The sequence below is a fragment of the Streptomyces sp. NPDC001137 genome (assembly GCF_040298885.1).
In the GTDB taxonomy this organism is placed as follows: Bacteria; Actinomycetota; Actinomycetes; order Streptomycetales; family Streptomycetaceae; genus Streptomyces.
In genome coordinates, this window is sequence record NZ_JBEPBA010000032.1 from 76,227 (window position 1) to 96,553 (window position 20,327).

16 protein-coding genes are annotated in these 20,327 nt (G+C 71.0%); 12 read left to right on the forward strand and 4 right to left on the reverse strand.

The annotated features are described in order from the left end of the window. Positions 1–62: 62 nt before the first annotated feature. Entirely contained in the window at positions 63–767 is a 705-nt protein-coding gene (locus ABT254_RS41150; RefSeq protein ID WP_351482487.1) for a DUF6215 domain-containing protein, read from the forward strand. Positions 768–773: 6 nt separating this feature from the next. Here the strand turns inward: ABT254_RS41150 and ABT254_RS41155 are convergent, their stop codons facing one another. Next, a complete protein-coding gene (locus tag ABT254_RS41155; protein ID WP_351482488.1) occupies positions 774–1,307 on the reverse strand; it encodes a TerD family protein in 534 nt (177 codons plus the stop codon). Between the two features lie 161 nt (positions 1,308–1,468). Between ABT254_RS41155 and ABT254_RS41160 the strand changes: the two genes are divergently transcribed. The 3 genes from ABT254_RS41160 (at position 1,469) to ABT254_RS41170 (ending at position 3,797) form a co-directional block, all read left to right on the forward strand. Next, the gene (locus ABT254_RS41160) at positions 1,469–2,074 is read left to right on the forward strand and encodes a YdbC family protein (protein WP_099931779.1); all 606 of its coding nucleotides are present in this window, start codon (positions 1,469–1,471) and stop codon (positions 2,072–2,074) included. A gap of 133 nt (positions 2,075–2,207) precedes the next feature. After that, entirely contained in the window at positions 2,208–2,867 is a 660-nt protein-coding gene (locus ABT254_RS41165; protein WP_344401721.1) for a histidine phosphatase family protein, read from the forward strand. A gap of 12 nt (positions 2,868–2,879) precedes the next feature. Then, on the forward strand, positions 2,880–3,797 hold the full coding sequence (locus ABT254_RS41170; RefSeq protein WP_351482491.1) for an ADP-ribosylglycohydrolase family protein: 918 nt from the start codon (positions 2,880–2,882) through the stop codon (positions 3,795–3,797). A gap of 308 nt (positions 3,798–4,105) precedes the next feature. Here the strand turns inward: ABT254_RS41170 and ABT254_RS41175 are convergent, their stop codons facing one another. Further along, entirely contained in the window at positions 4,106–5,653 is a 1,548-nt protein-coding gene (locus ABT254_RS41175; protein WP_351482493.1) for an MFS transporter, read from the reverse strand. Positions 5,654–5,836: 183 nt separating this feature from the next. Between ABT254_RS41175 and ABT254_RS41180 the strand changes: the two genes are divergently transcribed. The 3 genes from ABT254_RS41180 to ABT254_RS41190 all read left to right on the forward strand — a co-directional run bounded on the left by ABT254_RS41180 (position 5,837) and on the right by ABT254_RS41190 (position 7,951). Next, positions 5,837–6,460: a TetR/AcrR family transcriptional regulator gene (locus ABT254_RS41180; protein WP_351482495.1), complete on the forward strand. Its 624-nt coding sequence runs from the start codon at positions 5,837–5,839 to the stop codon at positions 6,458–6,460. An 82-nt stretch (positions 6,461–6,542) separates the two neighbouring features. After that, positions 6,543–7,244, forward strand: a complete 702-nt coding sequence (gene rnhB / locus ABT254_RS41185; protein ID WP_351482497.1) for a ribonuclease HII — start codon at positions 6,543–6,545, stop codon at positions 7,242–7,244. 68 nt (positions 7,245–7,312) lie between these two features. Continuing rightward, positions 7,313–7,951, forward strand: a complete 639-nt coding sequence (locus tag ABT254_RS41190) for a hypothetical protein (protein WP_351482499.1) — start codon at positions 7,313–7,315, stop codon at positions 7,949–7,951. 331 nt (positions 7,952–8,282) lie between these two features. Here the strand turns inward: ABT254_RS41190 and ABT254_RS41195 are convergent, their stop codons facing one another. Together ABT254_RS41195 and ABT254_RS41200 are read right to left on the reverse strand one after the other, a co-directional pair. Next, positions 8,283–8,918 carry a hypothetical protein gene (locus ABT254_RS41195; RefSeq protein WP_351482501.1) on the reverse strand — a complete coding sequence of 212 codons (636 nt, stop codon included), beginning with the start codon at positions 8,916–8,918 and terminating at the stop codon, positions 8,283–8,285. A gap of 309 nt (positions 8,919–9,227) precedes the next feature. Continuing rightward, positions 9,228–11,393, reverse strand: a complete 2,166-nt coding sequence (locus ABT254_RS41200; protein WP_351482503.1) for a RecQ family ATP-dependent DNA helicase — start codon at positions 11,391–11,393, stop codon at positions 9,228–9,230. Between the two features lie 131 nt (positions 11,394–11,524). Between ABT254_RS41200 and ABT254_RS41205 the strand changes: the two genes are divergently transcribed. The 5 genes from ABT254_RS41205 to ABT254_RS41225 all read left to right on the forward strand — a co-directional run bounded on the left by ABT254_RS41205 (position 11,525) and on the right by ABT254_RS41225 (position 20,146). Beyond that, a complete protein-coding gene (locus ABT254_RS41205; protein WP_351482505.1) occupies positions 11,525–13,330 on the forward strand; it encodes a DUF4192 domain-containing protein in 1,806 nt (601 codons plus the stop codon). A 909-nt stretch (positions 13,331–14,239) separates the two neighbouring features. After that, entirely contained in the window at positions 14,240–16,108 is a 1,869-nt protein-coding gene (locus ABT254_RS41210; protein WP_502972140.1) for a glycogen debranching N-terminal domain-containing protein, read from the forward strand. 131 nt (positions 16,109–16,239) lie between these two features. Next, the gene (locus ABT254_RS41215) at positions 16,240–16,998 is read left to right on the forward strand and encodes an NUDIX hydrolase (RefSeq protein ID WP_030939512.1); all 759 of its coding nucleotides are present in this window, start codon (positions 16,240–16,242) and stop codon (positions 16,996–16,998) included. Positions 16,999–17,087: 89 nt separating this feature from the next. Beyond that, positions 17,088–19,097, forward strand: a complete 2,010-nt coding sequence (locus ABT254_RS41220) for an ABC transporter ATP-binding protein (protein WP_351482510.1) — start codon at positions 17,088–17,090, stop codon at positions 19,095–19,097. A 161-nt stretch (positions 19,098–19,258) separates the two neighbouring features. Next, positions 19,259–20,146: a FadR/GntR family transcriptional regulator gene (locus tag ABT254_RS41225; RefSeq protein ID WP_351482512.1), complete on the forward strand. Its 888-nt coding sequence runs from the start codon at positions 19,259–19,261 to the stop codon at positions 20,144–20,146. Positions 20,147–20,327 lie beyond the last annotated feature (181 nt).

Genomic DNA, 20,327 nt, shown 5'->3' on the forward strand with positions numbered 1-20,327 from the left:
CACAGGCTAGGCTCCCTCCGCGCACGACCGGCGCGAACGGCAGGGTGGGGAACGTGGGGGACATGGTCGACGATTTCGCCGACTCCAAAAAGGCAACGAGCGAACCTGAGAAGCCCATGAACGTGGCGGCTCAGGTGATCGCCGCGATCGTGGTGGTCGGGGGCCTCGCAGGGCTCCTGTGGGCGCTGGACCTGGACTCGAAGGCGTCCGCCGACCGCGGGCCGGCCACCTGCACGGCCACACACGACAAGCCGTCGAAACCGGTCTCGGGCGCCCAGCTCTGCACGGCACTCAACCGCCCGGACCTGCCCGCGCTGCTCGGCACACCGCAGGAGTACGCGGAGACCGCCGACGGCAACGAGAGCACGATGACCTCGGCGGACGGCACGAAAACCACCACCCCCGAGGCGGACGTCAACCTGAAGACGTACTCCCTGAGGCTGTCGGCATCCGACGACGATCTCGGCGTGGCCGACATGGCCGGTCTCATGGGCGCCCGCGCAGAGACGAAAACGGTGCTCGGGCATCCGGCGATCGTCTACTCGGACCGGACCATCTCCCTGAGCTTCAACCTGGGCGGCGGCAAGGCCAAGAGCGGCCCTGGAGGCATCGCCCGCAGCCTCTTGGTCGCCCGGGACGCCAAGGACGGCGGCGGCTACTTCGAAGTCGCCATCTGGCGCCAGGACTTCGCGACGCCCGACGACGCGGCCCTGTTCCGTGTCGCCGAGAAGGTGTTGCCGACGGTCCCGGGATGGACCGCCGGCTGACGGACGTCAGGGCTGGTGCGCCCGGCCCATGTCCCGGGTGAACGCCGCCGGGTCGCCCTCGAAGCCGTGGATCCCGGGGCGAAACGTCCACTCGCCGGACTCGTCACGTATGAACTCCCCGACCGTCGCCGCCGTTGCCCCGAGGACGTCGCCGAAGTCGTCCTCGGCCAGAACGGTGTAGCCCTCGCGGATGCGCAGCCCCGGGTTGATCACGCCGACGAAGGTCCGGTGCGCAGTGCGCTGCTGGATGACCACGCCGACCACCACGCGCGCGTACCGCTCGCTGAGCCGCTCCAGCTCCAGCGTCATGACCTCGTCCCAGCCGAAGCCCTTGCCGTCCTTGCTGTCTCGGTTGAGGTAGATCGTGCCGTCCGGGGAACGGCTGTCGAAGTGCACCACATAGGCGGGTTCGCCGTACGCGTCGGCCGCCGGGTAGGTGGCGGCGACGATGTCGAGATCGGTGGCCGCCTCTCCCGCCGGACTGGGGTCCCACTTGAGTGCGACCTCGACCTTGCGGATCCCCTTGTTGATGCCGGTCACCGGATCTCCCCTTCCCCGTCTCCCCGTGTGCCCCTGTCCGGCCCGAACTGCACGACGGACTGGGCCTGTTGTCCATCCTGCCACGCGCGCGTGGAGGTGTGCGCCGGAGCTGTGCACCGGAGCGTGACCGGCGCCACGCTCCGTGGCCTTACCATGGCGCGGTGCTGGTCAAGTGGATTCGCTGCACCGTGGTGGACCGCCGCGGCTTCGAGCGGGGGCAGCGAAAGTGGGCGGGGCTTCTGGGGGAGCCGGGGTTTCGGGGACAAGGTGGTGGCTGGAGCCGGGGACGCACAGGAGTGGCCCATATCTTCGCCTTCTGGGAGAGCCGTGCCTTCTACGACTCCTTCATGGCCCGTTCCCACGATCGGCTGGCGGCGGCTCAGTCGGGCACCTTCAAGGATGCCCAGGTCAAGCTCTTCGACTACCGCTTCGACGTGAAGACCGGCTTCGAACCGCGCTTCACGGACGCGGACCTGCTGCGGGTCGCCCTCTGCCGAGTGCACGAGGAGCGGGCCGAGCATTTCACGCTGATGCAGGAGAAGGTCTGGAATCCCGCCATGGCCGGCTCTCCCGGCATGATCCGCGGCCTGTTCGGCGAGGCACCGGGCCATGAGTTCCTGGTGCTGTCCATGTGGCGGTCGGCCGCCGAACACGGCAAGTACCGCACGGAGCGTGTGGAGCGGCTCGCCCTGCGGGCCCAGACGGAGGCGGACGTGGCGGCCCTCACGGGCGACATCATTGAGCTGGAGCCGACCTGGACGGTCTGACGCGTGGGTTTGGAAACCGGACGCATTTAATGGTGTGCCCTGGTGTGGCCAGTGGTGCAGGAAGTGTGTGACCTACGCTGTATGGAGCCCGTACGAGTGCTCGATCAGCCGTCACCCGATCTAGGGTTTTGGCATGGCACGACCACGGCGCATCGTCCTTGTCCGGCACGGAGAGTCAACGGGCAATGTTGATGACACCGTTTACGAACGGGAGCCCGACCATGCACTGGCACTGACCGAGCGGGGCTGGCAGCAGGCCGAGGAGACCGGCAAGCGGTTGCGCGAGGTCTTCGGCCGTGAGCGCGTCAGCGTGTACGTGTCACCGTACCGGCGCACGCACGAGACCCTGCGCGCCTTCCATCTCGATCCCGAGCTCATACGGGTGCGGGAGGAGCCCCGGCTGCGCGAACAGGACTGGGGAAACTGGCAGGACCGCGACGACGTGCGCCTCCAGAAGGCCTACCGGGATGCGTACGGCCACTTCTTCTACCGCTTCGCCCAGGGGGAGTCCGGCGCCGACGTGTACGACCGGGTCGGTGGCTTCCTGGAGAGCCTGTACCGCAGCTTCGAGGCCCCCGACCACCCGTCCAACGTGCTGCTGGTGACCCATGGCCTGGCCATGCGGCTGTTCTGCATGCGCTGGTTCCACTGGACGGTCGCGGAATTCGAGTCGCTGTCGAACCCGGGGAACGCGGAGATGCGGATGCTCGTTCTCGGGGACGACGGCAAGTACGTGCTTGACCGGCCCTTCGAACGCTGGCGAGATCCGGAGCCGTACGGGATCACCGGATAGAGTGGCAGAGCAATGACCCCTGACTCCGCTCCCGACGGGCGCCTGGACCGCGCCGTGGCCAGCCTGCGTGGACTGGCCGTGGGGGATGCGCTGGGCTCGCAGTTCTTCGTGCCGGCGAACTATCCGCTGCTGAAGCGTCGCGAGCTGCCGCCGGGCCCCTGGCAGTGGACCGACGACACGGAGATGGCCTGTTCCGTGGTGGCGGTCCTGGCCGCCCACCACCGCATCGACCAGGACGCCCTGGCGCAGTCCTTCGCCCACCACCATGACTTCGACCGTGGGTACGGTCCCGCGGTCAACCGTCTGCTGCGGCTGGTTCGAGAGGGCGGGGACTGGCGCGAGCTGGCCGCCGACCTCTTCAAGGGACAGGGCTCCTGGGGCAACGGCGCGGCGATGCGGATCGCCCCACTGGGCGCCTGGTACGCGGACGACCCGGAGCAGGCGACTCATCAGGCGGAGATCTCGGCGTACCCCACGCACCAGCACCGCGAGGCCGTCGTCGGCTCCATGGCGGTTGCGGCGGCCGCCGCGCTGGTCGCAGCACCCGGCGGTCCGCCGAGCCCGGAGGCACTCCTCGACGGAGTCGTCGCGCTCGTCCCGAAGAGCGCCGTCGGCGCGGGCCTGCGGCGCGCACGGGACATGCTCGACTACGCCGACGCGGGCACCGTCGCGGCCGTACTGGGCTGCGGACGGCGTACGTCCGCCCATGACACCGTGCCCTTCGCGCTCTGGTCGGCCGCGCGGGCACTCGGCGACTTCGAGCAGGCGTTCTGGACGACCGCGCAGGTCGGTGGTGACGTGGACACCACCTGCGCCATCGTGGGCGGGGTGCTTGCCGCAGGGAAGGCCGGGATGCCGCCGGCCGAGTGGGCGGGACTGACGGAGGCGCTGCCGGACTGGGTGCCGACCGCCCAGGCACCGTCAGATTGAATCCTCCGCAACTTGTGGAGATCGCCCGGAGAGACTGCTGGAAACTCTCTGTGTTCGCCGGGAACTCTGCGTGACCGCGCGGCCGTTGTCGTGACATCAGCAGTGTGAAGCGCAGGAGCGGGTGCACTGCACCTGACGCGCGAAAGGTCCGGGGGTGAGTCGTGCGGTTCGTGGTCGTCTGGGCGGTGTTTTCAGTCCTGACCTTGCTGTGCCCCGTGGGATGTGTGCGGAGGGCCGGACCGACGTCCTCGCCGTCGGTCCCCCGGACTCGGTCCGGCCCTCCGCGGCCCCGTGTGGGGGCGGCTGGTTCAGCCGACCGTTGCTCCCGCCGTGCCGGCGAGTGCTTCCAGGTCGCTCTTGCGGACCCGGATCACGAACCAGGCAGTTCCGAAGGCGAGCACAGCCATGGCCGCGGCCGCCACGAAGCCCATGGAAATGCCTTGGGCGAGCACCTCGTGTCCCCAGGTTCCGGGCAGTTGGTGCGTCTTCGAGAACTCTGCCTTTTGCTCCGCCGAACCGTTGGCGAGGAACTTCGGCAGTTGCTTCTGCGCCTCGTCCTTGCTGGCCGACCCGAACACCGTCGTCAGGATGGACAGACCGAGCGAACCACCCACCTGCTGTGTGGCGTTGAGCAGTCCGGAGGCCGCACCCGCCTCGTGCTGGGCGACACCGGAGACCGCTGTGACCGTCAGCGTCACGAAGTTCAGGCCCATGCCGAAGCCGAAGACCAGCATCGGACCGAGCACTCCGCCGGCATACGAGCTGCTGGAGCTGATGAGGGTCTGCCAGGCCAGTCCGATCACCGCGAGAGCCGAGCCGGTGAGCATGAACGGCTTGGGCCCCAGCACCGGCAGGAACCGCTGGGAGAGGCCGGCGCCGAGCGCGATCACGACGGTCACCGGCAGGAACGCGAGACCGGCCTGGATCGGGCTGTACCCCAGCACGTTCTGCACGAAGAGGACGATGTAGAAGAACATGCCGAACATCGCCGCGGCCAGGCTCAACATGATCACGTACGTTCCGGAGCGGTTCCGGTCGGCGAACATCCGCAGCGGAGTGATCGGCTCCTTGGCCCGGGACTCGATGAGCGCGAAGGCCACCAGCAGGACCACGGCGGCGCCGAAGGAGCCGATGGCCAGGCCGTCCCGCCAGCCGTCGTCCGCTGCGCGGATGAAGCCGTAGACGAGGGAAGCCATGCCCGCCGTCGAGGTCACGGCCCCCGCGATGTCGAAGCGGCCCGTGTGCCGTTCGGACTCGCTGATGTAGAGCGGCGCGAGCAGGGTGATCACGATGCCGATCGGCAGGTTGACGAAGAACACCCAACGCCAGTTGAGCCACTCGGTGAGCATGCCGCCGGCCAGCAGGCCGATCGCGCCGCCACCCGCGGACACGGCGGCGAAGACGCCGAAGGCCCGGTTGCGCTCCGGGCCTTCCGGGAACGTGGTGGTGATGAGCGCCAACGCGGTGGGCGACGCAATCGCGCCACCCATGCCCTGCAGGACACGTGCGGCCAACAACTGCCAGGGTTCCTGGGCGAGTCCGCCGAGCAGCGAGGCGAGGGTGAACAGCACGATGCCGGTCATGAAGACCCGGCGGCGGCCGAGGATGTCCCCGGCGCGCCCGCCCAGAAGCAGCAGGCCGCCGAAGGTGAGCGTGTAGGCGCTGACGACCCAGGTGAGGTCGGTGGTGCTGAACTTCAGAGCGTCTTGAATGTGCGGGAGCGCGATGTTCACAATCGTCGCGTCGAGTACCACCATGAGTTGGCAGGCCGCGATGACTGCGAGCGCAATGCCGGGATGCCCCTCCCGTCGCGCCGCACCTGGCTTCTGTTCCTTGATCAACTGAGAGGTTGTCACTATGGGTCCCCCACGAATGCGTTAGTGAACGCTCGCGTTCACTGCCGCGTCAACCGTAGTGAGTCCCCGATAGTGAACGCAAGCGTTCACTTAAATTGGTGTCGTGTGGCGAATCCCCCGTTGTCGCCACGTGGTGCTCTCCCGCCCCGAAACCCGCTCCCCCTGCTCGCTGGAGATACAGAGATGGTTACTTCGCGCTGGACGGCCGCCCCCGCTCAGGCGGCCTCCTTCCGTCGGCGCGGCGCCGTACTCGAACGCGCGATCCTCGATGCCGCCCTGGAACAGCTCAGCACGGTCGGCTGGAACGGCCTCACCATGGAGGGCGTCGCCGCCGGCGCCCAGACCGGCAAGGCCGCCGTCTATCGGCGCTGGCCGTCCAAGGAGGATCTCGTCGCCGATGCCCTGCAGGCGGGGCTGCCGCGCATAGAGGAGGCGCCGGATCTGGGCAGTGTGCGCGAAGATCTGCTCGCGCTGTGCCGGCAGGCGCGTGAGGCGATGTTCTCGCGCCCCGGTTTCGCGGTCCGCTCCGTGATTCACGAATGCGACCCGGTTCAGGCGGAGCGCTTCCATGGCGTGATCTTCGACGGGATCGTGGAGCCGACCATCAAGCTGCTTCGTGAGGTCATCACCCGCGGCATAGAGCGGAATGAAGTGCGCCCCGACGCGGCGAACAGCTATGTCTTCGATGTCATCCCGGCCATGATGATGTACCGCTCCAAGATACGCGGAAGCGAATGGGACGATCGTGATCTCGAGGAAATGATCGACCAGTTGATGGTTCCGCTGCTGCGACCGGGCGTCGGCTGAGGGCGGGGAGCCGCCGTCTCGGAAGTGGTAGTGGGAGCCGGGGTGTCGCCGGGTGATCCACGGGGCGTAGGCTGAGGGCGCCATGCCGTACCAACCGCCTACTCACACCGTCGAGCGCTCCCTTCGCGCCACGACCGGAGCGAAGATCATTGCCGGTGTCGACGAGGTGGGGCGCGGTGCGTGGGCCGGCCCCGTCACCGTCTGCGCGGCGATCACGGGACTGCGCCGACCCCCCGAGGGCCTCACCGACTCCAAGCTGCTCACCGTCAAGCGGCGCACTGTTCTTGCCGTGGAACTGCAGAAGTGGGTGACCTCGTACGCGCTGGGGCACGCCTCGCCGGAGGAGATCGACGAGCTGGGCATGACCGCAGCACTGCGCCTGGCGGCGGGACGCGCCCTCGAAGCTCTGCCGGTCCGTCCCGACGCGGTGATCCTCGACGGCAAGCACAACTATCTCGGCTCGCCCTGGCAGGTCCGTACGGTCATCAAGGGCGACCAGTCGTGCGTGGCGGTCGCGGCGGCCTCGGTGATCGCCAAGGTTCAGCGCGACAAAATGATGGCCGAACTGGGTATCGACCATGCAGACTTCGGTTTTGCGGACAACGCCGGGTATCCGTCGCCCGTGCACAAGGCCGCACTGGCGGAGCGGGGGCCCACCCCGTACCACCGGTTGTCGTGGGCGTATCTTGATGCGCTGCCCCAGTGGCGACACCTCAAGAAGGTCCGCAGTTGGGCGGACGGAGGCGTTCCGGAGATCGAGGGTCAGCTCGGCTTCGACTTCTGACGATTCCGCTCGCGCTCATGTGCCACCCGCCGACGCGAGCCGCACCAACGTTTGATAAATATCAGCCCATGCCTCTCATTCCCGAGGAGCCTCAGATTCACGAGAGTGCCCAGGGTCCCCGCGCCACGCCGGCCAGCGGCCGCACCGCGCCGACCCCCCGTCCCGTACCCGGTCCCCGTCCCGCGGCTCCGCCGCGTCCCGGTCGTCCTGGTCCGCTCCGGCCCACGCCGCCCGTGCAGCGCACGTCGCGTGACGTGGCCGTGGCCAAGCCCGGACCCTCGGTCCCGGCTGCCCCTGCCGCTGTCACTGCTTCGGCGACCCCGCAGATCCAGCTGATCCCGGCCTCGGCGGAGGGGGCGCTCGACGCCGCCGAGGAAGCCGTGGACCTGCTTCTGGACTCGGGTCGTGCCCCCGGAGACGTTCTGGTGATCACCACCGGCGAACAGCACCCGTGGGCCGCCCACGAGCTGTCCTTCGGTGAAGCCTCCTACTGGGCGCAGCACGACGCGGGCGACGACGTCTTCTACACCGACGCCGCCGTCGCCGGTCGCGCGGCCCTGCGCCCCGTGGTCGTGGTCGCCGTCAACGGCGGTTCCGACGCAGTAGCCGCCTCCGCACTGCCGCTGGCCCTCACCCGGGCCGGGGCCCTGCTGATCGTCTGCGGCGACCCGCAGCAGATCAACTCGGTGCTGGGCGCGGGCGTCTGAGCCTGTTCCGGTACGTCCACGGGGACGCCGGAGCGACGAGGACGCCGCTGTGGCGGCATCAGCACAGCGGGCGTTTCCGCGTGCGCAGACACAGGGGCGGAGCCCGGTGCCCGCGCTACCACCCGCTCCTGTGGTGTTACGGACAAGTGGGAGCGCCGGCGCGCTGGGCGGCGTCCGTCGCTCGTGCAGCGACGTGCCCCGCGTGGCGATGGTTGCTCGGAGTGCCGACGGGCGGCCCCGGCCGTCGTGTGCAACTCCCCCTCGGCGCCGTGAAGCCGGCGTACGAAGGGGGCGTGCTGTTGCGTCGGTCGGGCGTGACCCGTCGGGGTTCTCAGCGGGCCGCGGCGCGGCGAAGGACCTCCGAGGCGGCGCCACCGGTGCGGGGCAGCGGGGGCGGCGCCTCGGACATGCCGAAGGGCTCCGGTGAGGAGTCCGCGTTGGGGCGGCGCCCGCCACGGCCCTCACCGAGCACCTGCCAGCCGTCCCGGGTCAGCGTGATGTACGCCCCGCAGCGCAGTCCGTGCAGTGTGCACGCGTCACGCAGGCCCCACATCCATGCGCCGTCCTCCTCGGTCCAACGCGCGTCGCCCTCACGGCAGTAGAGCAGCACCGCGGTGCGCACCGGTGTGCGGCGCCGCAGGTCGTGCGGGATGACCCGGCGAAGCTGCGCGAGCAGCGTGTTGCGGAACATCCAGCCGTCAGCCGGAGCCGGGCGGCGGGTGAACGAGGCGCTCGCGCACACGCGTTCGTCCGGGTCGAGGACGGCCACCACCGCGGTCGCGGGCCTTGGGTGATGCCGGGAATGGAGTCCGCTGACGACCTCTCGCGGATTGCGCAGCAGAGGAATACCGGCGGCGGCCCACTCCGCGGGTTCGAGCATGCGGGTGAGAGGGTTGGCGGATGCGGCGGACAGGTCGGCAGACGTCGACGTGGATGCCGCCGAGGACGGAGCGAATCCGAAGGTCACGGTCCTCCCTTCGGCTACGCGCCCACACTGGGGGCGGGGTCATGTTCAGGGGAGCGCACGCCGCAGCAGAGCCCTACCGGACCACGGACGAGCCGTGCGGGGAGCGGACTTCAATTCTTCCTGTCGAACTTGGATGCGGCAACGAGCAATTGGGGCCACTGACCGAAACACGGCGGTCTGCGGTTTATATCCCTACCCAGTACGTTGCGTCACGACGCATGCGCCCACCGTTCACCTCAAGTTGGTGCGCTGTTGAGATGGAGGGTTCAAGGCGCGACTGCCGAGCGGGTGTGCGGTGTCGCGCCGCGGTCAGCCCTGGACGGCCAGGACGAGTGGCAACACCCCCTGCGCACCGGCACGTCGGAGCATGCGGGTCGCGACCGCCAACGTCCAGCCGGTCTCGGTGAAGTCGTCGACGAGGAGGACTGGACCCCCGGCCTCGGCGAGAGCGGAGGCGAGGGCGGGCGGCACGCTCAACGTGCCGTCCAGTGCCTTCAGTCGCTGTGCGCTGTTGCTCCGGGAGACGTGGGGCGCGTCGCTCGCGTATTCCACGGAGCCCAGCAACGGCAGCCTGCCGACCTCCGCGATGCGCGCACCCAGAGAGTGGATCAACTGAGGACGGGTGCGAGAGGAGACGGTGACCACACCCACCGGGCGCGGCTGCGGGTCAGCCGCTCCCGAGGCCCACCCCCCGGGCCCCCTGGCCCAGTCGGCGAGCACGCCCACAACGGCCTTCGCCACGTCGTCCGGCACGGGGCCGTCGGGTGCCTGTGCCGCCAGCATCGGCCGCAGCCGGTTGCCCCAGCCGATGTCCGACAGCCGGCCCAACGCCCGCCCGGGAGCGGCCTGTTCACCGGCCGGGATGCGTCCCTTGAGGTCGACGCCGATCGCCGGCAGGCCGGTCGGCCACATACGGCGTGGCTCCACCTCGACGCCGGCCCGACCGAGATCCACCCGCGCCGCGTCCAATGCCGTCGTGGACATGTCCGTGGTGAACCGCGCGCCGGCGCAGTTGTCGCAGCGGCCGCAGGGCTTGGCGCCCTCGTCGTCCAGCTGGCGTTGCAGGAACTCCATGCGGCAGTCGGTCGTCGAGGAGTACTCCCGCATCGCCTGCTGCTCGGCCCTGCGCTGCCGCGCGACCCAGTCGTACCGCTCCGCCTCGTACGTCCACGGCTGCCCCGTTGCGATCCAGCCGCCCTTGACGCGCTTGACCGCCCCGTCCACGTCGAGAACCTTGAGCATGGTCTCCAGGCGGGAGCGGCGCAGCTCCACCAAGGGCTCCAGGGCGGGCAGCGACATGGGCCTGTCCGCTCTCGCCATGACATCGAGAGTGCGGCGTACCAGGTCTTCCGGCGGGAAGGCGAGCGACGCGAAGTACTCCCAGATCGCCTCGTCCTCCTTCCCCGGCAGCAGGAGCACCTCGGCGTGCTCGACTCCGCGCCCGGCGCGGCCCACCTGCTGGTAGTAGGCGATGGGCGAGGACGGCGAGCCCAGGTGCACCACGAATCCGAGATCCGGTTTGTCGAACCCCATGCCCAGAGCGGAGGTGGCGACCAGGGCCTTCACCCTGTTGGCGAGGAGGTCGTCCTCGGCCTGCTGCCGGTCGGCGTTCTCGGTCCTGCCCGTGTACGAAGCGACCGTGTGACCGCGGTGCCGCAGGAAAGCCGTGACTTCCTCGGCGGCGGCCACGGTGAGCGTGTAGATGATCCCGGAACCCGGCAACTCGCCCAGGTGGTCGGCGAGCCAGGCCATACGATGTGCGGCGTCCGGCAGCCGCAGCACGCTCAGGCTCAGGCTCTCCCGGTCCAACGGGCCCCGCAGCACCAGGGCGTCCGACGTGCCTCCGGTGCCGAGCTGTTCGGCGACGTCGGCGGTCACGCGCGCGTTGGCGGTGGCAGTGGTCGCGAGCACCGGGACGCCCGGCGGCAGATCACCGAGCATGGTGCGCAGCCGGCGGTAGTCCGGACGGAAGTCGTGCCCCCAGTCGGAGATGCAGTGGGCCTCGTCCACCACCAGGAGTCCGGTGGCGGCGGCCAGCTTGGGCAGCACCTGGTCCCGGAAGTCCGGGTTGTTGAGGCGCTCCGGACTGACCAGCAGGACGTCGACCTCACCCGCGGCGATCTCGTCCTGAACCGTGTCCCACTCCTCGGTGTTCGAGGAATTGATCGTCCGGGCGTGGATACCGGCCCGGGCCGCGGCCTCGACCTGGTTGCGCATCAGCGCGAGCAGCGGGGAGACGATGACCGTGGGTCCGCTGCCCCTGGCCCGCAGCAGCGACGTCGCCACGAAGTACACCGCGGACTTGCCCCACCCCGTGCGCTGCACCACGAGCGCCCGGCGTCTGTCGGCGACCAGCGCCTCGATCGCCCGCCACTGGTCCTCGCGCAGTCGGGCCGCGCCCGTGGCGTCCCCGACGAGGCGGGCGAGGACCGCGTCCGCGGCCGCCCTGAGTTCCGCGTTGCTCGTGTGCTCCATGCATCCCATCAAACAGGACGGCACCGACAAGCCCGACCGGAGCTGTGGATGCGAAGAGTGCTTGACGTGTCCCTGGCTTGAGTTATCCACAGGGCAAACCGGAATACCGTGCTCCGCGAGATCGTCTGGGCATGACGAATCACGGCGAAACCACTGGATCCCCCGAAAACGGCAAGGCCGCCGCACGTGACGGCGCCGAGCACCACGACGGACACGGCGACCCCGGCCGACCGGAAAAGCACCTCGGCCCGGCCGCTTCGGACGACCACGGCGGCGGGCGCGACACTGAGGGCACGTACGGTGCACAAGACGTGCACGAGGAGCGCCCGGGCCACCCGGACCACGTCGACTGCACCGCCTACGACAGCCATGGCCCCGAGCACCAGGTCACGCTGCGCACCCCGGCCGAACTGGCCGATGCCCTGCCCTATCTGTTGGGGTACCGGCCCGAGGAAAGCATCGTCCTCGTCGCCCTGCACGACAGGGACGGCCGGGGCCGATTCGGCGGCCGTGCCCGGCTCGGCATTCCGGCGAGTACGGACGACTGGGCTTCCGTTGCCCAGCAGCTGGCCCACGGACTGGTCACCGGCAGTGAGCGCAGGGGAGCCCGGCCCGAACAGATGGTCGCCTACCTCTGCCAGGAACCGGCGAAGGGCGAGTCGGGGCGGCAGGTCATGGAGCGGTTGCGTCCGCTGGCCCAGAAACTGCGGATCGAGTGCGGACAGCTCGACGTGCCGGTGATCGAGGCGCTGTGCATCTCGGACGGCCGCTTCTGGTCCTACTGCTGCGGGAACGAAGCCTGCTGTCCACCCGAAGGTCTGCCCATGGGCCTGCCCGGCACCTCCGTGCTGGCCGCCGCCGCCACGTATGCCGGCCTGCAGGTTCGGGGCACTCTGCGCGAGCTGCGGGCCAGGCTGCAGCCCTGGGAGACCGCGGCAGCCCTGGAGCAGGAGAGTGCCCTGGACACCGCGAGCATGGCGTTGGTCCCCAGGATTCTCGACGACGCCAGCCGTGAGGGTGTCGCCGAGGAGACACTGGAGCTGTCCGCGCAGATCATGCGCCGACTGGCCGGCGCACGGCCCGTGTCCGGCACGCTCACCGCGGATCTCCGCGACGACGAACTGCTCGCACACGACGAAGCCGCGACACTGATTCTCGGCCTGCAGGACCGTGCGACCCGAGACCGCGCGGCCGAGTGGATGGAGGGCGAGGAGGCCGCGCTCGCACTCCGGCTCTGGCGGGCCCTGGCCCGCCGGTGCGTCGGACCCTACGGCGAACACGCGGCGGCACCGCTGACGCTGGCCGGTTGGGTCGCCTGGTCCACGGGTGACGACCTGGAGGCCCGGGAAGCCCTCGCCATGGCACTCGGCGCAGATCCGGGCTACCTCTTCGCCCGGCTCCTGCACCAGGCGTGCAACGAGGGTCTGGACCCGGAGTCGATCCGCCGCTGCCTGCGTGCGGAACGACGGGGCAGGGGGCGGACGGCAGCCCAGCAGTCGCACGGCAAGGAGGGGACCGCAGAGCCGGTGACGGCCCAGGTCGTCGAGTCGGAGCGGGCGCCGGAGCGGGTGTCGGGATCGGTCTCCGGATCGGTCTCGGAGCCGGAATCCGTGTCGCAGTCGGTGTCGGGATCGATGCCCGACTTGGTGTCGGAACCGGTGTCGGAATCGGGCTCGGAGGAAGCTCCCCGCCCGCGACGCCGTGTCCGTTCCAGCGGCACGGCCCGCAGCCATTCCCGCTCGGCGAGGCCAGAAGGCCGGGGGAGTGGCACGGGCGCCCCGCGCCCGCGGACGGCGGTGGCGAGCGGCACCCGTCCCGGCTCCCCCCGGATCGGTCGCACGCGCCCACGTACCCCTGGGAAGGGCGCCGCCCGCCGCGGAGACCAGTGCCCCGAAAGCATGCGCCCGGGAGACGGCGGCACCGAGGAGCAGGTGTGAGCAGGTGCTGGTCGAGCGCCGGTCGGGGCGACCGGACCGACGGCAGTCGCGGGGCGCTCCGCGCGCGGCAATCGGAATTGGCCGGGACTGATCAGCGTCGTCGCTGCCGTCCGTCCCGGCAGGTCTGTCGCAGGCGTGACCCGGAGGACCGCTGTTCCGTTCACCTGAGTGGCGGAACGCCTGGATGTGCGCGGCCGCCACACAGCCCACGTCCGTCCGGATCCTCCCACCCGGCGTCGCACACGCCCGAGGTGCACCGAGCGCAGAAGAAGCCACCCCATGCATCATCCGACTCCGCCCTCCGCTGCCGGCGACGACACTTCCGGTGCAAGCCCGCCCACGCTGTCTCCCGGGGCGGGCGCCCGCTCATCAGCCGACGCGGACCTTGCCGCCCGGCGCGACGCCCGGTGTGCGGCCGACAGCACCCGCGCCTCCGCACCGAGCGGCCAGGACTGGTACCCGCCTGGGGCGACGGACAGACCCGGACCCGCGATCGGGGCGAACTGTCAGGACCGACTCCCTGGCAGGCCGACCGACCAGGGCTTCACCGCCGTTCCCCCGCACAACCCTGGGGGCTGCGCACTCGAGCCGGCCGAGCCGGGCCGCCCCCTGCCCCGGCCGACCCACCCGGACCGACTCCCAGCCGGGCGGAACGATCCGAGCAGACCATCCGACCCACTCACAGGCCGGCAACGCTCATTGCCGTCACCCCCGGACCAGGGCCGGGTCCTGTCACCATCCCCAGGTCAGGCGCCCCGCTCGTCCACATCCGCACCCCCAGGAGCAGCACCACCGTCCCGAGCCACAACACTGCCGCCACCCCGCCGGCCCGTCGAACTGCCGTCCACGCACACCGCGATGATCTGCGTCGCGCTCCCGGGACTCGCCATCTCGTCGGAGGACGGGCAGATGAACGGTCAGGGGCTGGAAGGGTTCTACCGGGCGGGCCGACGCGTGCTCTCCCGATGCCAGGTCCGTGTGGCCGGGCGCGAACCGCTGACGGTGCAAGCCCGCATGACCTCGGCCGACGGGGCCCGCTTCGTGGGCACGCTGCGTGCCTCGCCGCACTCCGGCCCGGACCCGGACCTCGTCGTCGAGCGCATTCGCCACGCGGACGGGACGGAGCGCATCACCTTGCACAGTGCGGCCCGGCGCCCCCTGCGTGTGCCTCTCGAAGTCGCCCTCGGCACGGACCTGGCCGACCTGGGCGCCATCGCGTCGGGCACCGCCGGGCCCGAACTGCCCGCCAGCGTCCACGATTCGGGCCTTCGCTGGTCCTGCGCCACCGGGAACTCGTCGGTCACGGCAGATCCGCCGCCCGCGGACGCACTGGCCTCCGCAGGGTTGCTGCGCTGGGAGTTCGAGCTGTCACCTGGCGGCAGCACCAGTGTGGAGCTGCGGGTACGGCCGGACGGAGCGGGCCCTGTCCGAGCCGTGAGCCGCACGGCCACGAGCCCTCTTGCCGCGGCGAGGGGGTCCGGTGACGACCCGCGGGTCCAGCCGCTGCTGCGGACAAGCGTCGAAGATCTCCATGCCCTTCTGCTGCGCGACCCCGCCCACCCTTTGGACATGCAACTCGCGGCAGGAGCCCCCTGGCGCTGCGGTCCGGCCCCGGCCGAGGCACTGGCGGCGGCGCGGATGACCCTGGCCCTCGGTACCCGGCTCGCCGCAGGCACGCTGCGTGCCCTCGCCCGCACCCAACTCCGGGGCGCGGGGCCGCAGTCCGGCATGATCCCCGGTCCGCGACGGGACGCGGGCATCCATCTGCCGCCGGGTTGTACCGGCACGGAAGCCACGCTGCTCTTCCCGGCGCTCCTCGCGGAGGCCCGCCGGTGGGGCCTTCCCGAGGCCGAGACGGAGGAACTGCTGCCGGCGGCCGAGCGCTGTCTGGCCTGGCTGCGGACGACCGTCGGCGAGGGGACCTACCTGAGTGACCCGCATCCTGCCGGTCCCGTCCGCTGCGAGACGCAGGCCCACGCCCACCGTGCGGCTCTGCTGGGCGCCGATCTGCTCGATGGCTGCGGGCGGCCGGGCGGCGCCGAGCTGCGGCAGTGGGCCCAGATGCTGCGGGCGGAGTTCAGGGAGGACTTCTGGGTCGACGACCGGGGCGGCGGCAGGCCGGCCGCCGCTCGCGCCCCCGACGGCACCCCGTTGCCGTACCTGGGTGCTGCCGCCGCCCATCTCCTCGACACCGGCCTGCTCGGCGGGGGCGAGCAGGCCCCCGGGCTGCTCGACAAGGTGCAGACCGAACAGCTCGCCCGCTTGCTCGGCGGCCCAGGGATGGACTCGGGCTGGGGGCTGCGCGGACTGGGCGTGAAGGAAGCCGGCTACAACCCGTTCGGCCACCGCAGCGGTGCCGTGCGGGTCCACGAGACGGCGATCGCCGTCGCAGGCCTGGCCGCCGCAGGCTATGAGAAGGAGGCGGGTTCGCTGCTGAGGGGCGCCCTGGCGGCGGCCGAGAGCTTCGGGCACCGGCTGCCCGAGATGTACGCGGGGGAGCAGCGCACCGCGGGAAGCGCTCCCCTCCCGCACCCGGCGGCCTGTCGTCCGGCCGCCACCGCGGCGGCCGCCGGTGTGCTGCTGCTGGTGACGCTCGCGGGTATCCGTCCGGACGCTCCGGCCGGGACGATCACACTGCGGCCCATGCACAGCGCCCCCCTGGGCGAGATCGTCCTGAGGGGACTTCGAATCGCCGGAGCGCCCTTCTCCGTACGGGTCAGCCGCCTCGGTCTCGCCATGGTCGAGGAGGCGGCCGACGGGCTGCAATTGGGAGTGTGACCTGGGACGACGTACCACCGCACAGCACCCGGAACCAGGGGTTGGGGCTCATACCGGACCGAAGTGGATCAGTCATCGAAGCGGCCGGCGAAAGGAGTGTTTATCGTCAGGCAGACGACTATGATCGCCGCATGCCCTACGACCCGTCAGCGTTTCCGCCTTTCGCCGTCACCGTGGACCTGGTCGTGCTGACCGTGCGCCGCCATGCCCTGTGCGCGCTGGCGGTACGCAGGGGCGAACCACCGTTCCAGGGGCGCTGGGCACTCCCCGGTGGCTTCGTACGGGCCGACGAGGATCTGGCGCAGGCAGCCGCACGCGAGCTGGCCGAGGAGACCGGGCTGCGCGCTCACGACCCGGCCGTTCCCGCCCAGGACAACGGTGCCCACCTGGAGCAACTGGCGACCTACGGAGACCCCAAGCGGGACCCGCGGATGCGCGTGGTCAGCGTCGCCCACCTGGCACTCGCCCCCGACCTGCCCGCACCCCGGGCGGGCGGCGACGCCAGCAACGCGCGCTGGGCGCCGGTGGAGGAGCTGCTGCAGCAGGGCGGTTACGGACGGGACGGCGAACCGGTGGCGCCGCTCGCCTTCGACCATGCCCAGATCCTCTCCGACGGCGTGGAGCGCGCCCGTTCCAAGATCGAGTACTCGTCCCTCGCCACGGCGTTCTGCCCCACCGAGTTCACCGTCGGCGAGCTGCGCCGGGTCTACGAGGCGGTGTGGGGCGTGGCTCTCGACCCGCGCAACTTCCACCGCAAGGTGACGGGCACACCGGGGTTCCTCGTCCCCACCGGCGGGACCACCACACGCCAGGGCGGCCGCCCCGCCCAGTTGTTCCGGGCCGGCGGCGCCACACTGCTCAACCCCCCGATGCTGCGCCCCGAAGTGTGACGGCATGGTGCCGGGCGTACCGGTCACAGCCTGCAGAGCGGGCCGCGCTATACCCGAAAAATCGGACATAGCGCGCTATCTTGCTTCGGGTGATCCAGGCCTACGGATTGACCAGCAATCCCCGCAAGGAGCTTCCGCCCGCGGTCGACGACGTCTCCTTCGACGTGCGCGCAGGCCGCGTCACCGCGCTGCTCGGCGCGCCGGGAGCGGGCAAGACGACCGCACTCAAACTCATGCTCGAACTCCAACAGGGCCGTGGCATCACCTACTTCAAGGGCCGCCCCTTGCACCGCATCGCCCATCCGGGGCGCGAAGTCGGCGTGCTCCTGGGTGATGTACCGGGACACCCGGCCCGTACCGTCCGTGGCCATCTCCGCATGCTGTGCGCCGCCGCAGGAGTTCCCGCCCGCCGCGCCGACGAGGTCCTCGAAGTGGTCGGCCTCGTCAGCCTGCGCGACGAACGCCTCGGCACCCTCTCGCGCGGCATGGACCGCCGCCTCGGCCTGGCCTGCGCCCTGCTGTCCGACCCGCACACACTCGTACTCGACGAACCCGCCGCCGGCCTATCCCCCCGCGAGGCCCGCTGGCTGTACGGCATGCTGCACGCGCACGCCGCCCAGGGCGGTACGGTCCTGGTCACCACGGCCGACCCGAAGGAGGCCGCGCGCAGCGCCCACCGGGTCGTCACGCTGGACCGGGGCAAGATTGTCGCCGACCAGGACGCCGAGGACTTCGCGCGCACCCGGCTGCGCCCCCGCGTCGCCGTCCGCAGCCCGCACGTCGTGCGCCTCGCCGCCCTGCTCACCAAGGAGGCCCGCACCGCCCAGCGCTCCGTGGAAGTCGTGCACGAGGGCGGCAATCGCCTCTCCGTCTACGGCAGTAGTTGCGCCGACGTCGGAGAGACCGCGTTCCGCCACGGCATCCTCGTACATCAACTCGCCGACGAGATCGGGGACATGGGCCCAGGAGCGGTGGAAGCACCGGTCGGCGTGCCGGGATCCGCCGACGAGCCGCAGGCGCACGCTGCGGACGCAGTCCCGGAGCCCGACGGGCCGGCGCGCGGCTCGGCCCCGGCTGACGCGTCCGGGCAGGGAGGCGCCGACCCGGCTTCCCCGGCTCCGGCTGATGCATCCCACGAAGCACACCCCGAACCGCCGTCCCCGCCTCTGCCTGACGCACCCCAAGAGGCCGGCGCGCTGAAGGCAGGCGTCAACGCGCCCTCGTCACGTGCGGCGTCCGGGCGTGCCCCGGCGCCGGCCGTACGCCCGGCTCAGGCCGGCGCCCTCGACGGCCCGCCCTCGCTTCCGCCCCCCATCTCCGTCCGCCCGGCCCCGAGCCCCCTGCGTCCTCTGCGCTACGAAATCCGTCGCGCCGCCGGCATCGGCACCGGGTTCGTCACCGGGGCCGTCGTACTCGTCGTGTCCGCCCTCGCCGCGGTCCTCCTGGCCCGGATCGGACACACCCCGCAGGCGCGCCTGCTGGCCGCGTGGCCGCGCGAGCTGCCGCTGCCGCCCGCCGCGCTCGGTGCGGGACTGCTCGGCGCGCTGGCCTTCGGCGACGAGTTCCGCCATCCCGCGCTCGCGGCGGATCGCGGCACCGTGCCCCGTCGGCTGGGGCTGCTGGCCGCAAAACTCTTCGTCGCCACGGCCACCGCGCTGATGCTGGCCTTCCTCACGGTCGGCTGCGACGCCGAAGTGCTCTACATCGTCTACGGACGGGAGCTCATGCAAGTTCCCGCGGACTGGCTTTCGCTGAGCGCGAGTTGGCTCGGTCTCGTCATCGGATGTGCCTGGGCCGGCGTGCTGGCCGCGGGTGTCTTCCGGTCCACCACGGCAGGACTCGCGGCCGTGGTCTCCGTACCGGTGGTCGTCGTTCCGCTCGTACAGAAGGCCTTGGCGGGATCGTCCGTGCGGATGGCGGCCGGGCTTCCGCTGCGGTTGCGCGAGCTGTTCCTGCTGCAGTGGCCCTTCGGGGGAGAGCGCTATCTGTGGGCCTTGGCGAGGGTGATCGCCCAACCCGTGGGCGGTGCCCTGACGTTGTCGCTCACCGCTCTGCTCTGCGCGTATCTGCTCACCACCCTGCGCAGCAGGGTCCGATGACAACCGTCCGCGCGCTTTCGTCCTCCCCTGTGCGCAACTCCCTGGGGAAAGCCCATTTCTTTCCGATAAGGCGTCAATTGCGACGGGGTGAGCGATCACCCTTTCGTGTGCTTTTCACCAAAGACCTCAAGGGAGTTGGAGACGGCGCCGACAAAGGATCCGTGAGTACCCTTGCGCACACCATGATGACCGCCGCCCGCTCCGCCGACTCCGGTCTGGCCGGCCCGGGCGATCTCGACCGCTACCCCTACGCCGAGGCCCACGTGGTCGACCGCGTCGGAGCCCCCGCCTGGGAGAGCGCGGACCCGGAGCTGGGCCGCGTGGGCCGGCGCGCCGCGGGCAGCCGCGGACGCGGGCTGCACGGCCAACTCGTCCAGCAGCTGGGGCAGATGATCGTCTCCGGCGATCTGGGCGCAGACCGTCCGCTGGTGCCCGAGGAGATCGGCCAGCGTTTCGAGGTCTCCCGCACCGTCGTCCGCGAGTCGCTCCGGGTCCTGGAGGCCAAGGGCCTGGTCAGTGCTCGCCCGAACGTCGGTACGCGTGTGCGCCCGGTCAGCGACTGGAACCTGCTCGATCCGGACATCATCGAATGGCGCGCCTTCGGGCCGCAGCGCGACGACCAGCGCCGCGAGCTGAGCGAACTGCGCTGGACGATCGAGCCGCTCGCCGCCCGCCTCGCGGCCGGGCACGGGCGCGAGGACGTCCAGCAGCGGCTCGCCGACATGGTGGAGATCATGGGTCACGCCATGGGGCAGGGCGACGCCATCACCTTCTCCCGCGCCGACGCCGAGTTCCACTCCCTGCTGATCCAGGTCGCCGGCAATCGGATGCTGGAGCACCTCTCCGGGATCGTCTCGGCCGCCCTCCAGGTCTCCGGCGGCCCGGTGACCGGCTGCGACCGGCCGAACGAGACGTCGCTGGCGCACCACGGCAGGATCGTGGACGCCCTCGGCACCGGGGACGGCACGGCGGCCGAGTCGGCCATGCGTCAGCTGCTGACCGTCCACCCCGAGGTGGAGCGGGTGGTTCCCGCGCCGCGCGAACACTGACCGCACCCTGCGGGCGGCGCGGCCGGGAGATGCCTCCCCCTCCTGGGGCATGGCTCGGCCGCCGTACCGCCTCCGTGGGGGCCCCCCCGGTGGGGGGGGTGCGGCGGGGGGGGGCGGCGGCCAGGGGCCGGGGGGCCGATGTGGAATACCCCAGATCGCCCCCAGGCGGAGCCAGGTAATG